The sequence below is a fragment of the Methylobacterium sp. Leaf106 genome, from assembly GCF_001422895.1.
In the GTDB taxonomy this organism is placed as follows: Bacteria; Pseudomonadota; Alphaproteobacteria; order Rhizobiales; family Beijerinckiaceae; genus Methylobacterium; species Methylobacterium bullatum.
The window spans coordinates 134,983-150,093 of the sequence record NZ_LMNB01000023.1; the positions used below are offsets into that span (position 1 = coordinate 134,983).

Consider the following 15,111-nt stretch of genomic DNA (forward strand, 5'->3'; position numbering starts at 1 on the left):
CGACCTTAGGCCCGGGCGCGGCGGCGGACAGGGCGGTGTCCCTCGAGGTCCCCCCCGATCTCGCCAAGGATCTGCCGGCGATGCCGCGGATCGCCAACCCCGTCGACGACGCGGAACGGCGGATCAACGCCGCCGTGCAGCGCCTCGACGGAGCGGTGCGGAAAGCCGCCGCCGAGTGTCTGGCGGAGGGAGGCAAACATGCCGATTACGGCCGGCACATCGAGGTGACCATGCGGGGTCCCCGCTTCCTCAGCTACACGATGACGGACAGCGCCTTCTGCGGCGGCGCACATCCCAATACCGGCACCTCGGCGATCGTCTACGACCTCGTCTCCGGTGCTCCCGTCGATTGGACCGCGCTGCTTCCGCCCGCCCTCACCGGCAAGGTGGCGCTCCAGACCGAGATGGATGGAAGCAGGATGGTGTCCCTGTCCTCCAAGCGGCTCTTCGACCTCTACCTCAAGGCTTATCGCCCCAGGACCGGCCAGGCGAAGGCGGATGCCGATGACGACGAGTGCCGCGAGGCGGTCGCCATGCCGAATGGCGACGGGCCTCCGGCCATGACCGTCTGGCCCGATGCGAAGGCGGGCGGCCTCGCGGTGCAGTTCGACCTCGCCCACGTGGTCCAGGCCTGCGCCGACGTGGTGGTCGTTCCGGTGGCGACCCTGACGGCCGAGGGTGCCAATCCGGTGCTCACCGATGCGATCACCGCCGCCCGGGCCGCGCGGCCGGCTCCCTGATCGTCTTGACGCCTCGAAGCCGGTCGTCATCAGGGCTGCGGCGCGGTCGGATCGACGGCCCGGCCTGGAACCTCCAGCACCGGCAGCCCGTCGGCGGCACGGCGCGCGGCATCCTCCAGGCTCGGTGCCAGGGCGCGGATGCGCGCCTGACGAGCGGCTTCCTCGGCGGCCGCCTTCTCCGCTGCCGCTTTCTCGGCCGCGGCTTTCTCCGCCGCGGCCTTGTCGGCCGCCGCCTTGATGGCCGCGGCGCGGGCCCTGTCCATCTCGATCCGTGCGCGACGCCGCTGGCGCTCGATCTGATCCGCCTCGAACAGCTCGATCTTGTCGAGCTCGCGCTGGAGGACCACGGCGGCGAGGCCGTTGGTCAGCGGGCCGGCATCGACGCTGCGCTCGGGTTTGCTGAGCGGGCCGGAATAGGCGAGCTGCACCGCCGGAACCCCGCCCGTCCAGCCCTTCGGCGATCCGCCTCCCGTCAATGTCCCGCGCGCATCGAACCGTCCGGTATTCAGGTCGATGGCGAGGGTGCCGGCCCAGCGCGGTCCACCGAGATCGAAGGCGAGGGGGGCCGCGCGGAGCGACCCGCCGGAGAGGGTCGCGGGCGCCTTCACGGTCCCCTTCACCGCCATCGGCGCGGCCGCGAGTTCCTCGGCGACGAGGGACTGGAGCCGTCCGTCCCGAAGCGGATCGTCCTCTGCGAGGGCTTTCACCAGGGCGCGCTCGATCCCGCCCGGATCGCCGCCGGGCAGCACGAGATCGGTCAGGGCGATATCGCCGCTGCCGCCGAGATTGTTCGCCATGTTCACGACGCTCTGGCCCGAGGCACCGAACCGCAGGGTCGCGCTGGCGCGGCCGGAGATCGGCCCCGGACCGACGAGATCGGCGATGGAAGCGTCGCTCAGGCTCCCTTCCCCGGTGAGCGCCGCCGCTCCGCCCTGCCGGGACAGCGTGACGGTCCCCATGAGACGGCCTCCGGCGAGGCGGCCGCTGAGGTCGCGGATCGAGAGGACGCCGTTGTCGAGACGGGCACCGAAGGCCGCGCCCTCTGCGGTGAAGCGTCGGCCGAGTTCGAGCGCGTCCACCCGCACGTCGAGGTCGATGGGCGGCCGGTCCGCGGTCGGGGCCCCGAACCGGGCGCCGTCCCCGGCCTCTTGCTTCTTACCCTCCGGGGGAATCACCAGGGCCGCGGCGAGCCAGGGCAACGACAGCCGCCCCAGCGCCACGCTGCCGAAGATGTCGCCCGCCGGCGACCGGTTGACGTTGGCGAGGATCGTGGCCCCGGCGATCCGCCCGGCCACATCCGCATGGGCATCCCACCCCGCCCGCGACAACCCCACCAGCAAGTCCGCCGGTAGCGGCGAGGGCAGGGCGGAGGTGCTGCCGGCGAGGAGGAGGAAGGGCGCGATGTCGGGTGTCTTGACCTGGATCTCGCCGGCCTCCGGCGGGGCCTGCCCCGGACCGGGCACGACCGGCTTCACCGTCGAGAGGGTGAGGTCGGCGATGGTGCCTGAGATGTCGAGGCCGAGGGGCGGGACCGCGCCATCGGCTCCGGCCTGTCCGCGTGTCCCGGTGATGCGCAGGGCGGCGGGCTTGCGCAGGGCCACCATGTCCTCGCGTTCGAACCAGCGCCCGGCGAGCGGGGTGGTCAATCCAAGGGAGAGGCTGTCGATGCGGCCGCCCCGCGACAGCAGGTCGAGGTCAAGGCTGCCGCCCGCCGCGGTCCCGTCGGCGCTGGTGCGCAGGGTGTCGGCGTCCCCGGCCTCGCGCTCCAGGGTCACGGCGAGGTCGAGGGCACCGGCCCGGAGGAAGCCGGGGATCATCCGGGCCTCGGCGATCCAGGTCCTGTCGAGGAGGGCGATGAGGGGGGCGGCCACCGGCGCCCACATCCGGCCGGCGATGCGGCCGGACCCGTCAGGGGCGATGCGGCCGGAGAGCTTGGCGTTGGCGCCGGCCACATCCGTGACGTCGAGGCTGCCGACATTGAGGCTCGCCCCGTCCGATTGGATGCTCGCGGCGATGGTCCCATTGCCCGAACGCGCCCCGGCCGGCCCGTAGCGCACGTCCCGCGCCTGGATCGTCAGACCGATATCGTGGTCGTGGAGGCCGGACAGGGCACTGCCGAAGGAGGGCAGGGCCGCGATGTCGACGCCCTGCGCCGAGAGCTGCGCGTCGAAGCGGCCGCGCCCGCCCGCCTCCGCCTGGGTGTAGCGGGCGTTGCCGGTGATCCGCGCCTCGCCGAGGGAGAGCCGCAGGTTGCGCAGCGACAGCGACGGGCTCGCCGTCGAGAGGTCCGCGGATGCCTGGATCGGGCGCCCGTCCATCACCGCGACGGCCGGGCCGCCGAGGCCGAACTTGCGCAGGTACCGTCCGAACCCGTCCGACGCGGCGGCGTCAAGGGAAACGTTGCCCGTGAACCGGAGGGCAGGCTGCGTATCGAGCTCACCGGAGGCGGTGAGGGCGGCCTCGCCCGGTGCCGTCACCGAGAAGCGCCGGAGGGCGAGCCCCCCCGTCCGGTCGAACGTGCCGGAGAGTTGAAGCTTCGTCCAATCGTCGAGACCGAGGGCGACGCTCTCGATGCCGAGATCGAGATCGACCATCATCGGCAACTCGGAATTCGCGCGCGGCATCCCGCGCGCCAGGAGGGCCTGTCCTCCCGTGGAGATCAGGAAGGCGTCGAGGTCCAGGCGGCGCGTCTCCAGGGTCAGTGCCGCCCTCCAGGCCCGCAGGTCGATCCGCCCGGTGCCGGCGAGGCGCATGGCCTGACCGCCGGGATCGATCTCGGCCTTCACGTCGGAGAAGCGCACGATGGGGCCGCGGGCCTTGAACGTCCCGCCCAGCGAGAACGGCAGGTAGGCGCCCGCGACCTGGACCGGCGGCCCCACCACGACCCGTGCCGTGCCTTCCGCCTTCGGGATCATCGCCCGCGGGGCGTCCCCGGTCGCCTCCGGCTCGCCCGCCATCGGGTCGAGGCGGATGCGGGCATCGGCCTCGAAACGCGGATGGGTGTCGCCGCCGCCCGAAATCTTCACCGCGACGCTGCCGTCCTCCGCGGGCTCGCCGGTGGCGACCCGGAAGGCGACCGCGCCGCTCATCCCCTCGATCCGCCAGGGTCCGAGCAGCCGGGGCGCGGAGAGATGCACCGTCTCGGCCCGGACCTGATCGGTGCGGCCGCTCTGCGGCACGAGGGTCGTCAGCACGACCTGCCCGATCGTCAGGTCCTCGATGGCCAAGTCTTGGTCGGCGAGGGTCCGGTAGAGGTCAGCGGGCAGGCGGATCGCGTCGTCGTCGCGGATCGGAAGCTTGATCTCGGCCCGGCCGATCCGCGTCTCGGTGAAGCGGATGTCTCCCGTCAGCAGCGGCGTGAGGCCGATCTCGGCCCCGACGGACTGGAGGTCGAGGGCCGGCTTGTCGGCCTGTCCGCCTATACGGAGCCGATCGACGCTTAATCGCGGCGAGGGCAGAAGCCTGATGCCGATCCGTCCTTCGGTCCGTGCCTCGAGGCCGAGGGATCGTCCGATCGCCCGGTCCACCAGCGTGCGGTAGCTTTCCCAGGCCACGAAGGGCGGGACCGCGAGGGCCGCGACGAGGATCAGGATGACGGCGCCCGCCAGCGCGGTCAGGATGTCTCGCACCGTCTTGGTTTCCGCCTCGATCCGGCCCGGTCTCGGAGCCTGCCATGGGGCGGTCACGTGGTCTCAACCGGACGTCATGCCCGGTTCGTGCCCCCACCCCATGCGGCATAGCACACCGATCCCTGATGCGCGCCAGGGGCGAACCCCGCGGTCAACAGGTGCCGGTCTTCACGCTCGACCGGTCCGATCAGCGGCGCGGGGCGATGCCGGGGCCGATCGGCGCCGGACGGGTGATCTCGTTGCGCTGCATCTGCATGCGGATCTGGTTGTTCTCGAACTGCTGCTGGTGCCGGACGCCGCGAATCTCACTCTGTCTGGAAAGACGGTCGTTGGTCTCGTTCAGCGACCGCGTGCCGGGGGACTGGGCCATGGCCGGAGACAAGGCGAGGCCGCCTGCCAGGGCCGCGAGGGAGAGGACGGACAAGGAACTCGTGCGCATGGTGGAGCCTTCTGTGATGACGGCCGGGATATGGTGAGACGACGCCCGACATGAAGCCGGAGTTCCGTATTCCGGCCGAGGGCGGGGCGGCCCCGTTGTCCCGACCCTCGACGCCGTTCGCGTTTTGGTCCAGGGAGGCAGCATGAAACAGCATCCCGACGCAGCGGCGGCGTCCGTGCCGGCGCCGGCCTCCGGCGTGGCGGCCGAGGCCGCGCAGAGCTCCATCGCCGCCCGCGCCATGGCCTCCCTCAGGCCGCAGGGCTCGCCCTATCTCGAAGGGCTGAACCCCGAGCAGCGCCGCGCCGTCGAGACGACGGAAGGGCCGGTCCTCGTCCTCGCGGGCGCGGGTACCGGCAAGACGCGGGTGCTCACCACGCGAATCGCCCATCTGGTCTCGACCGGTAAGGCGCGGCCTTTCGACATCCTGTCGGTGACCTTCACCAACAAGGCCGCCCGCGAGATGAAGCACCGCATCGGTTCCCTCATCGGCCCGGCCGGCGAGGGGATGCCCTGGCTCGGCACGTTCCATTCCATCGGCACCAAGATCCTGCGCCGGCACGCCGAGATGGTGGGGCTGAAATCCGACTTCACGATCCTGGGGATGGACGACCAGCTTCGCCTGATGAAGCAGGTCATCGTCGACCAGAACATCGACGAGAAGCGCTGGCCCGCCCGCGCCCTGTCCTCGGCCATCGACGGGTGGAAGAACCGCGGGCTCCTGCCCGAGCAGGTACCCCCCGGCGAAGCGAGCGCCTTTGCGTTCGGCAAGGGCGGCTCCCTCTACACCGCCTATCAGGCCCGGCTCCTGACCCTGAACGCCGCCGATTTCGGCGATCTCCTGCTGCTCTGCCTGAAGCTGTGGCGCGAGAACCCGGACGTGCTGGCCAATTACCAGCAGCGCTTCCGCTACATCCTTGTGGACGAGTACCAGGACACCAACGTCGCCCAGTATCTCTGGCTGCGACTTCTGGCGCAGGGCCACCGCAACGTCGCCTGCGTCGGCGACGACGACCAGTCGATCTATGGCTGGCGCGGGGCGGAAGTCGACAACATCCTGCGCTTCGAGCACGATTTCCCCGGCGCCGTGGTGGTCAGGCTGGAGCGCAACTACCGCTCCACCGGCCACATCCTCGCCGCCGCCTCGGGGCTCATCGCCAGGAACGAGGGCCGCCTCGGCAAGACCCTGCGCACCGAGGACGTGGCCGGCGAGAAGGTGACGGTATCGGGCGCCTGGGATTCGGAGGAAGAGGCGCGCCAGCTCGGCGAATCCATCGAGAGCCTGCAGGCCAGGCAGCATCCGCTCTCCGAGATCGCCGTGCTGGTGCGCATCTCGGCCCAGATGCGCGAGATCGAGGACCGGTTCGTCCAGCTCGGCCTGCCGTATCGCGTCATCGGCGGCCCGCGCTTCTACGAGCGCGCCGAGATCCGCGATGCCCTGGCCTATCTGCGCGTCACCATGAACCCGGCCGACGACCTCGCCTTCGAGCGAATCTTCAACACACCGAAGCGCGGCCTGGGCGATGCCACCCTGCAGATCCTGCACGGTTATTCCCGCTCGCAGCGCGTGCCGCTGCTCCAGGCGGCGCGCAGCCTGATCGAGACCGACGAGCTGAAGCCCCGCGCCCGCTCCGGCGTCCGCGCCCTGGTGGAGAGTTTTTCGCGGTGGGCGCGGATGGTCGGCACCCAGCCCCATTCCGAGGTGGCCCAGACCGTTCTGGAGGAATCCGGCTACACCGAGATGTGGCAGAAGGACAAATCCGCCGATGCCGCTGGGCGTCTCGAAAACCTCAAGGAGTTCGTGCGCTCCATGGAGGAATTCCCCGACATGGCGGCCTTCCTCGAACACGTCTCCCTGGTGATGGAGGCGAGCGAGCAGGAGGGGGCGGACCGGGTCTCGCTGATGACGCTGCATGCCGCCAAGGGGCTCGAATTCGACACGGTGTTCCTGCCCGGCTGGGAGGACGGCCTGTTCCCGAACCAGAGGGCGCTCGACGAGAGCGGCCGGGCCGGGCTCGAGGAGGAGCGCCGCCTCGCCCATGTGGGCCTGACCCGCGCGCGCAAGCGCGCCAAGCTGTCCTTTGCCGTCAACCGGCGCATCCACGGCCTGTGGTCCTCCACGGTGCCGAGCCGCTTCATCGACGAGTTGCCCGCCGACGCCGTCGACGTGGTCGACGCCCCCGCGCATTTCTCCGCCGGTGCCTCGCGCTTCGACCGGAACCCGGCGCCGTTCGGCTCGTCCTACGGGACGCCGGGCTGGCAGCGGGCGCAGGCCAACACCGCGGGAAACCAAGGGTTCGGAGGCGGGGGTGGGCAAGGTTTCGGAAGATCGTCCTCGCCCGGCCGGAGCAACGGCGGACCGCGCCAGATCGAAGGCGAGCTCGTGGCGAAGTCGACGGGTGCGCCGTCCGCGTTTTCGGATGGTATGCGAGTCTTCCACACCAAGTTCGGCCCCGGCAATGTGGCGGCCGTCGACGGCAACAAGCTGACGGTTGACTTCGATAAGGCCGGCCGCAAGATGGTTCTCGACAGCTTCATCCAGCCAGGGTGAAGCACCCCGCCGGCCGCATGCGACACGTCGTGCGGACCCGGCCGGTTTCGCCCCTCGTGAAGGGCCGTGGTCGAGATGGATGCTTCGTCGTTCCACCATCTCACCTGTCGAAAACTGAAACTCTCCCTCATCTGCGCGTTTCCGAAGCGAAACTCCGACACACGTCCAGGATTTCGTGCCGTCATGCCCCTGTCGCCACCGGAGCGGCATGGTGTGTGCGTGGGTGATTCGTGGCTTGCCGCACCGGGAGCCCGTCACTCATAGGCCAAGTCGTCCACAGGTCGTGGGTCGACATCTGGAACTAAAAGACCTGCCGTCGAATTCTTTCGTTAACGATTGTCAGAGATAGTGTAACAAATATTATCGAGGGCAGGGCGCGTAGGCAGTTCGAAGATCAGTTGAACCCTAGTTGGCAAGTCCAGTTGGAGTGTTGATCGATGAAAAGACGGCGCACACGACTTGAGCTGGTAGAAGACCGCCCGGTGCGGCTGCACCGCACCCGGTTCGACGACGAGCGTAACTTAGGCCCTATCCAGCCTCTCACCGTCCGACAGGCCGAGTACCTGGATGCCCTCGCCGTCAGCAAGCAGGTCATCGTCCTCGGACCGGCCGGCACCGGCAAGACCTACATCGCCGGAACCCGCGCCGCGGATCAGCTCCGCCAGCGCCGCATCGCCAAGGTCATCATCACCCGTCCCAACGTGCCATCGGGCCGCTCGCTGGGCTTCTTTCCCGGCAGCTTGGAGGAAAAGATCGCGCCCTGGGTCACGCCGCTGACCGAGACCATGAAGGAGCGCATGGGCGACGCCGCCTACGAGATCGCCATGAAGACCGGCGACATCGAGGTGGTCCCTTTCGAGGTGATGCGCGGACGCACCTTCAAGAACTGCCTCGTGATCCTGGATGAGGCGCAGAACACCACCACCGCCGAGATCAAGATGTTCCTGACCCGCATCGGCGACGATTGCCAGGTCATCATCAACGGCGACGTGTCCCAGACCGACCTGCGCGAGACGTCGGGCCTCAGGACCGTGATCCACCTCGTGAAAAGCCGCATGATGCAGGTTCCCATCGTCGAATTCACCCTCGACGACATCGTCCGTTCGGGCATCTGCGCCGAATGGGTTCGGGCTTTCGAGGAAACGAAACTCTGACTTGAGTGTTATCAGCGGCGGGTCGAACCGGACCCGCCGCACGTCTCGGCGTGCGGCAATCATCTCTCCGGCGCGAGCGGGGGAGATTAATCCGAGCGCCGCGCTCGGGTGAAAGAGAACGGAAACGCCCGATGAAAAAATTGATCTTCGCGCTTGCCATGGTCGGAAGCCTCGGCGCTGGCGCCCTCGCGACAAGCGCTTCGGCCGCTCCCGGCGCCCCGATGGGCGTGACGTCCTCCGAGACCGTCACCCCCGTGCGCATGCACCGTGGGGAGCACCGGATGCATCGCCGCATGCACCGTCGTCACCACATGCGCATGCACCGCAACCACATGCGTCACCGGATGATGCATCACCGTCGCATGCACCGCATGTGATCGCAGCAGCGATCCGAACGACGAAAGGGCCCTGAGGGGCCCTTTTTCTTGGCCCATCGAATTTCCTGATTCACCGAATCGGACGATCTCGCCGCTCGCGGCCCGTCCCCCGCTGGGTCTCGCAAGACCCTTCGCTGGCCCTGCGGGCCTCCGGGGAGGGGGCGTTGGCGTGAGGACGGCGGGAGAGTTCGATCCCGGCTCCGTTCCCCGGGGAGTGGGGCGCTAGCGGAACCCGATCCGGGATCCCGCCGATAAAGTTGCGACGCGTCTATTTCGCCAAAGCGAGCCTCAGAGCTTCGGCGTCGCCTTCGCGGTACCATCCTTCACCAAACCGTCCTTGGCCGTGGCTTCCTTGGCGGGAACGGCCTTGGCCGCAGGCGGCTTTCCGGCCTTGGCGGGCTCGGCCGCCACCTTGGCCTTCTGCCCGACGGCGCCGGTCACCGTCGGCACCGTGATCGCATGGGCGGTATGGGTGGCCTTGCCGGATTTCGGCGCCGGCTGGATCGTTTCCGGGGCAGCGGCGGCGGCCGGGATCGTGGCGGCGTCGGCTGCAGGGGTCGGCGAGGCCTTGCCGGTGAGGAGACTGCCCAGAACCTTCGTGTAAGAGGGCGAATCCACATCTGCATCGGCCACCATGATGCGCGCTGGCGTCGCGGGCTTCAGCGGTTCGGGTGCCGCGTTCGTCTTGGCGACGACGCTGCCGGGCTTGGTCTTGTCGGAACCCGCCTTGAGGGCCGCCGCGGCGGCCTTGGTCGGGATCGGAGCCTCGGCGGCGGCCAGCATCACCGGACGTCCCTTGGCATCCACCTCGACCTCGCGCTCGCCGGCAGCCAGGCTCTCGGGCCGGCTCACTTCGCCGAGATGGTGGCGGGCGTATTCCTTGGGGTCGTAGGGCGCCTCCGGCTCGTCCTTCTTCGTCAGGTTGGCGAAGGCCAAGGTCGAGGCGGGAGCCTGGGGACGGAAGACCGGGTTCTGGCCGCCGTCGTCATAGACGACCCTGGTCGCCGGCGTGCCCTTGGCGACGAGTTCGGCGATGTCGTGGTTGTCCTTCGCCCGCTTCTCGGCGACGAGCGTGTCCACCTTCGGCGAACACGAGCCGGCGGCCACGTCCTGGCCGCCGAAGACGTAGCGCGTGCCGCAGACGTTCACGCGCGGCTCCTCGCGCAGGGCCTCGAAATAATCCGAGCCTTCCTTCAGGTTCTTCCAGAACGGCGCGTTCGGGTCGTTGCGATACTTGGCGAAGTTCTGCGCCGTCATCCGGAACGGATAGGACTGGAACTGGAACGCGCGCTGCCCGCCGGCGAAGGAATCGCGTGCCAGGGCGTAGAGCTCACCCATGGACTCGTCGGTCATGGCGAAACAGCCCGAGGACGAGCACGTGCCGTGCACCATGATGTAATTGCCCGTCCGGCCGTTGGCCCGGTCGTAATTGTTTGGGTAGCCGGTATCGAAGGAGAGGTAATAGGACGAGTTCGGGTTCATCTGCCCCGGCGTCACCGTGTAGAATCCCTCGGGGGCCTGCCGGTCGCCCTGCTTGGTCTTGGGGCCGAGCTGGCCCGACCAGCGGCAGATCGGGAAGGTCTTGAGGAGCGCGTACTGGCCGTTCGTGCCGCGCTTCCACACCTCCATCTCCGCTTCCTTCTTGTAGGCGCGGATCAGGATGGGGTCGTTGGCGGACATGCCCTTCTGGGCCATCAGCGCCAGGGTCTTGGCCGGGACGGGCGTGAGGGCGCGCAACGGCACGCCGCCGCCCATCGAGCCATCCTGGCAGGCGGTGAGGGAGAGAGCGAGCGCAACGACACCGGCAGCCGTAGCCAAGCGTAGAGCCAGCGGGCGCAAAGCCATGGGGAACCCCGTCCTCATACATGCGCTCGCGGGATCTCGCCCGTCGAACGCCACTCCCCAACCCAATAGCGTCGTTAAACTTACCCGGTTGTTACCGCAAGAAGACGCAAATGGCCGGCGTGGCGAGATGTGGATTTCGGTGGCTTCCTCAGTGTGGGCAACACCTTGCCGCAATCGGTCGGTCGGCCTCGATGTTCGGGGACGCCGGCTGGACGGCAATCGACTTGATTCCGCTGGTATTTCCGGTCGCAGCGCGGAGCGCGTGGAGACATGCCGCCTGAAGCGGCGAGCTCCAAATGGGCAGAAGAGGCGGGGTTTAACAAAACCCTTCTCGGTTCCTTGAGGCTTGTGCGCCAAAACGACGCATAGGGGCCAGTCTACAGTTTGCGGCCGATATCGAGGAACTTCCCCGCCCGGCGGTCGCGAATCTCGTCGGGGCTCAGGCCGTCGAATTCGGCTAGCGCCTTGGCCACGGCCTTGCCCGTGTTGGTGATCGCCGCGTCGCGGCCGCGATGAGCGCCGCCGGTGGCCTCCGGGATGATGCCGTCGATGATCCCGAGACGCAGGAGATCCTGGGCCGTGATCTTCATGGCGGTGGCCGCATCCGCCGCCCGGCCCTGATCGCGCCAGAGGATCGAGGCCGCACCCTCCGGCGAGATCACGCCGTAGATCGCGTGCTCCAGCATGAGGACGCGGTTGGCGGTGGCGAGCGCGATGGCGCCGCCCGAACCGCCTTCGCCGATGACCACGGCGACGTTGGGCACGCCGAGTCCGAGGCAGGTTTCGGTGGAGCGGGCAATGGCCTCGGCCTGGCCGCGCTCTTCCGCTTCGATGCCGGGAAAGGCACCGGCCGTATCGACGAAGGCGAGGACGGGAAGGCCGAACCGGTCGGCCATCTCCATCAGCCGCACCGCCTTGCGGTAGCCTTCTGGCTTGGCCATTCCGAAATTGTGGCGCAGGCGGCTCTCGGTGGTGGAGCCTTTCTCCTGGCCGAGCACGCAGACGGCGCGGCCCTCGAAGCGGCCGAAGCCGGCGACGATGGCCTGGTCCTCTCCGTAATGGCGGTCACCGGCCAGGGGCGTGAACTCGGTGATCAGGCCGGCGCAGTAGTCGATGAAGTGCGGGCGCTGCGGATGGCGCGCCACCTGCGTCTTCTGCCAGGGCGTCAGGGTGGCGTAGATATCGGAGAGGGCGGACGCCGCCTTGGCTTCCAGGCGGCCGACCTCCTCGCTGATGGAGACTGCGCCGTCGCGGGAGGCCAGGGTCCTAAGCTCCTCCAGCTTGGATTCGAGCTCGGCCACCGGCTTCTCGAAATCGAGATAGGAGCGCGTCACCGACATCGGTCAGAGATCCTTATTCGTCGCCGTCGGCGCGCCGTCGGGCCGTGCCGGGCATGACGGCGGCGGGAGGCGTTCGGGGCGGGCGGGAAAAGCCGCGGTTGGCCCGGCGGTGTTGGCGAAGGAACACCGCCTGTCAACCATCCCGCCCTCCCGAACCGTCTTCGCACTGCGGGAAGATGGTCATCGGTTCGGCCTTGGGTCATGGTGCCGTCATCGTTCGACGTCCACCTTGCTTCACCGGTGAACGGCGTCGAGGGACGTCCGTGAGAGGTCCGCGCCCGTGACAGAGTTTTCCAGCGGCGAGTCCCATGTCCTCGTGCTTCAGGGAGGCGGAGCCCTCGGCTCCTATCAGGCCGGCATCTACGAGACCCTGGCCGCGGAGGCCATCGCGCCCGATTGGGTGGCAGGCATCTCCATCGGCGCCATCAACGCGGCCCTGATCGCCGGCAACCCGCCCGAGCGCCGCGTGGAGCGGCTGAGGGCGTTCTGGGAGCAGGTCTCCTCCGGGGTAATGGGCTCGCCCTGGTTCCCCGGTGAGCAGGCGCGGGCGGCCTTCAACGAGGCCAGCGCCAATTGGATCGCCACCGTGGGCGTGCCCGGTTTCTTCAAGCCGCGCTTTCCTCCGGCCACCTTCTACCCACCCGGCGCGCCGGAAGCGCTGAGCTACTACGACACCGCTCCGCTGAAGGCGACGCTGGAGCGGCTCGTGGATTTCGACCTCATCAACGAGGGCCGGACCCGGCTCAGCATCGGCGCCGTGAACGTGCGCACCGGCAACTTCGTCTATTTCGACAACCGCTGCGACCGGATCACGGCCGAGCACATCATGGCCTCTGGCGCGCTGCCGCCGGGCTTTCCGCCGGTGACCATCGACGGCGAGCAGTATTGGGACGGCGGCATCGTCTCGAACACGCCGTTGCAGTACATCCTCGACGAGGAGCGCACCCGCGACCTCGTGGTCTATCAGGTCGACCTGTTCGCGGCGCGCGGGCCGATGCCGCGCACGCTGATCGAATCGGCGGAGCGCGAGAAGGACATCCGCTTCTCGAGCCGCACCCGGCTCAACACCGACAAGAACCTCGAAGCCCGCCGGGCGAAGGCCGCGTTCCGGCGGCTGGCCGAAAAGCTGCCTCCCGAGCTGATGAGCGACGAGGACGTCAACTACCTGCGCCAGGTCACCCACGCCAACTTCACCACGGTGATGCAGCTGATCTACCGGCGGAAGGCCTATGAGGGGAACTCGAAGGATTACGAGTTCTCCCGCGCCACCATGCTCGAACATTGGGCGGCGGGTGCCGGCGACATGCGCCGCTCTCTGCGCTCCCCCGCCTGGTGCGACCGGGTGCACGACGAAACCGGCGTCGCCGTGTTCGACCTGACGCGGGACGCCCGCGACTGACCCTGCCCTGATTTTCTACACGGGAGCCCCACGCCATGACCCGCGACGAGATCCTGCACGTCCCCTCGATGCCCGCCTTCAGCCCGAGCTATCCGCGCGGGCCGTATCGCTTTCTCAGGCGCGAATACCTCATCATCACCTACGAGACCGATGCGGAGGCCCTGCGCCGGGCGCTGCCGGAGCCCCTGGAGCCGCACCCGGAGAACCTCGTCTATTACGAGTGGATGAAGATGCCGGATTCCTCCGGCTTCGGCGATTACGAGGAGAGCGGCTCGGGCGCCATCGCCACCTATAACGGCGAGGCCTGCAACTTCTCGATCCAGATGTATCTCGACGACGAGCCGCCGATCACCGCCGGCCGCGAGATCTGGGGCTTCCCGAAGAAATGGGGCGTGCCCCGCCTCAAGGTCACGAAGGACACCCTCACCGGCACGCTCCATTACGACGAGGAGCGGGTGGCGATGGGCACCATGACCTACAAGCACAAGAGCCTGGAGAAGGAGCTCGATACGGTGAAGGCCGGTCTCGGCCGCCTCAACGTCAACCTCAAGCTCCTCCCCGACGTCACCGGCGCGCCGAAAGTGGCCCAGCTCGTGGGCTATCGCCTGGAGGACATCACCGTCCACGGCGCCTGGGACGGCGAGGCCCGTCTCGACCTGATCCCGCACGTGAACTGCCGGGTCGCCGACCTGCCGGTGAAGCGCATCGTCGGGGGTCGGCACATGATCGTCGACTTCACCTTGCCCTACGGGCAGGTGCTGCACGACTATCTCGCCTGATCGCTCAGTTGACCCGAGAGGCTTCCATGATCCTGACATCCAAAACCGCCGTCGTCACGGGGTCCACCAGCGGCATCGGCCTCGCCTATGCCCGCGCCTTCGCCAAGGAAGGCGCCAACGTCGTCATCAACGGCTTCGGCAAGCCCGAGGACATCGAGAAGGAGCGCGCCGGGATCGAGGCCGATTTCGGCGTGAAGGCGGCCTATTCCCCGGCCGACCTGACCAAGCCCGGCGAGATCGAGGGATTGATCCGCCTTGGCGAAGAGACGTTCGGCTCCGTCGACGTGCTCGTGAACAATGCCGGCGTCCAGTTCGTCTCGCCGATCGAGGATTTCCCGCCGGAGAAGTGGGAGCAGATCATCGCCCTCAACCTGTCCTCGGCCTTCTACACGATGCGCTACGCCATCCCCGGCATGAAGGCGCGCAAATGGGGCCGGATCATCAACACCGCCTCGGCCCATTCGCTGGTCGCCTCGCCGTTCAAGTCGGCCTACGTCTCGGCCAAGCACGGCATCGCGGGCCTCACCAAGACCGCCGCCCTCGAACTCGCCACCCACGGCATCACCGTGAACTGTATCTCGCCGGGCTACGTCTGGACGCCTCTGGTCGAGGCGCAGATCCCCGACACGATGAAGGCGCGGGGCCTGACCAAGGAGCAGGTCATGAACGACGTGCTGCTGGCGGCCCAGCCCACCAAGCAGTTCGTGACGGTGGAGCAGGTGGCGGCCCTCGCCGTCTTCCTGTGCGGCGACGGCGCCAGCCAGATCACCGGCGCCAACATCCCCATGGATGGCGGCTGGACCGCGCAGTAGCCGACACAGAAAGCCCTGCCTCGCCGGAGGGCGAGGCAGGGCGATCGAC

At 68.5% G+C, this 15,111-nt stretch carries 11 protein-coding genes; 7 read left to right on the forward strand and 4 right to left on the reverse strand.

The genetic code is table 11. The features are described from left to right. Window positions 1-35: 35 nt before the first annotated feature. A complete protein-coding gene (locus ASF34_RS12425; protein ID WP_244478981.1) occupies window positions 36-740 on the forward strand; it encodes a DUF4163 domain-containing protein in 705 nt (234 codons plus the stop codon). A 29-nt stretch (window positions 741-769) separates the two neighbouring features. On the opposite strand, the gene ASF34_RS12430 is transcribed toward ASF34_RS12425, so the two are convergent. Then, entirely contained in the window at window positions 770-4,426 is a 3,657-nt protein-coding gene (locus ASF34_RS12430; RefSeq protein ID WP_156465714.1) for an AsmA family protein, read from the reverse strand. Window positions 4,427-4,556: 130 nt separating this feature from the next. Further along, window positions 4,557-4,808, reverse strand: coding sequence for a hypothetical protein (locus ASF34_RS12435; protein ID WP_056161408.1), 252 nt, complete (start codon window positions 4,806-4,808; stop codon window positions 4,557-4,559). A 142-nt stretch (window positions 4,809-4,950) separates the two neighbouring features. Between ASF34_RS12435 and ASF34_RS12440 the strand changes: the two genes are divergently transcribed. The 3 genes from ASF34_RS12440 to ASF34_RS12450 all read left to right on the forward strand — a co-directional run bounded on the left by ASF34_RS12440 (window position 4,951) and on the right by ASF34_RS12450 (window position 8,887). Next, window positions 4,951-7,356, forward strand: a complete 2,406-nt coding sequence (locus tag ASF34_RS12440) for an ATP-dependent helicase (RefSeq protein WP_056161410.1) — start codon at window positions 4,951-4,953, stop codon at window positions 7,354-7,356. A 437-nt stretch (window positions 7,357-7,793) separates the two neighbouring features. Beyond that, the gene (locus ASF34_RS12445) at window positions 7,794-8,510 is read left to right on the forward strand and encodes a PhoH family protein (RefSeq protein ID WP_026176203.1); all 717 of its coding nucleotides are present in this window, start codon (window positions 7,794-7,796) and stop codon (window positions 8,508-8,510) included. A gap of 131 nt (window positions 8,511-8,641) precedes the next feature. Beyond that, complete coding sequence (locus ASF34_RS12450) at window positions 8,642-8,887, forward strand: hypothetical protein (protein ID WP_018045368.1); 246 nt, start codon at window positions 8,642-8,644, stop codon at window positions 8,885-8,887. Window positions 8,888-9,175: 288 nt separating this feature from the next. Here ASF34_RS12450 and ASF34_RS12455 read toward each other — a convergent pair whose 3' ends face one another. Together ASF34_RS12455 and ASF34_RS12460 are read right to left on the reverse strand one after the other, a co-directional pair. Beyond that, window positions 9,176-10,717, reverse strand: a complete 1,542-nt coding sequence (locus ASF34_RS12455; protein WP_443136540.1) for a L,D-transpeptidase family protein — start codon at window positions 10,715-10,717, stop codon at window positions 9,176-9,178. Window positions 10,718-11,109: 392 nt separating this feature from the next. Next, on the reverse strand, window positions 11,110-12,072 hold the full coding sequence (locus tag ASF34_RS12460) for an acetyl-CoA carboxylase carboxyltransferase subunit alpha (protein ID WP_056161414.1): 963 nt from the start codon (window positions 12,070-12,072) through the stop codon (window positions 11,110-11,112). A gap of 280 nt (window positions 12,073-12,352) precedes the next feature. Here ASF34_RS12460 and ASF34_RS12465 point away from each other — a divergent pair, with 280 nt between their 5' ends. Genes ASF34_RS12465 through ASF34_RS12475 form a run of 3 tightly spaced genes read left to right on the forward strand, consistent with a single transcriptional unit; the run spans window position 12,353 to window position 15,062 of the window. Beyond that, window positions 12,353-13,471: a patatin-like phospholipase family protein gene (locus tag ASF34_RS12465; protein ID WP_056161416.1), complete on the forward strand. Its 1,119-nt coding sequence runs from the start codon at window positions 12,353-12,355 to the stop codon at window positions 13,469-13,471. A gap of 35 nt (window positions 13,472-13,506) precedes the next feature. Continuing rightward, window positions 13,507-14,250: an acetoacetate decarboxylase gene (locus ASF34_RS12470; protein ID WP_056139874.1), complete on the forward strand. Its 744-nt coding sequence runs from the start codon at window positions 13,507-13,509 to the stop codon at window positions 14,248-14,250. A gap of 26 nt (window positions 14,251-14,276) precedes the next feature. After that, window positions 14,277-15,062 carry a 3-hydroxybutyrate dehydrogenase gene (locus tag ASF34_RS12475; protein ID WP_056139878.1) on the forward strand — a complete coding sequence of 262 codons (786 nt, stop codon included), beginning with the start codon at window positions 14,277-14,279 and terminating at the stop codon, window positions 15,060-15,062. Window positions 15,063-15,111: the final 49 nt, after the last annotated feature.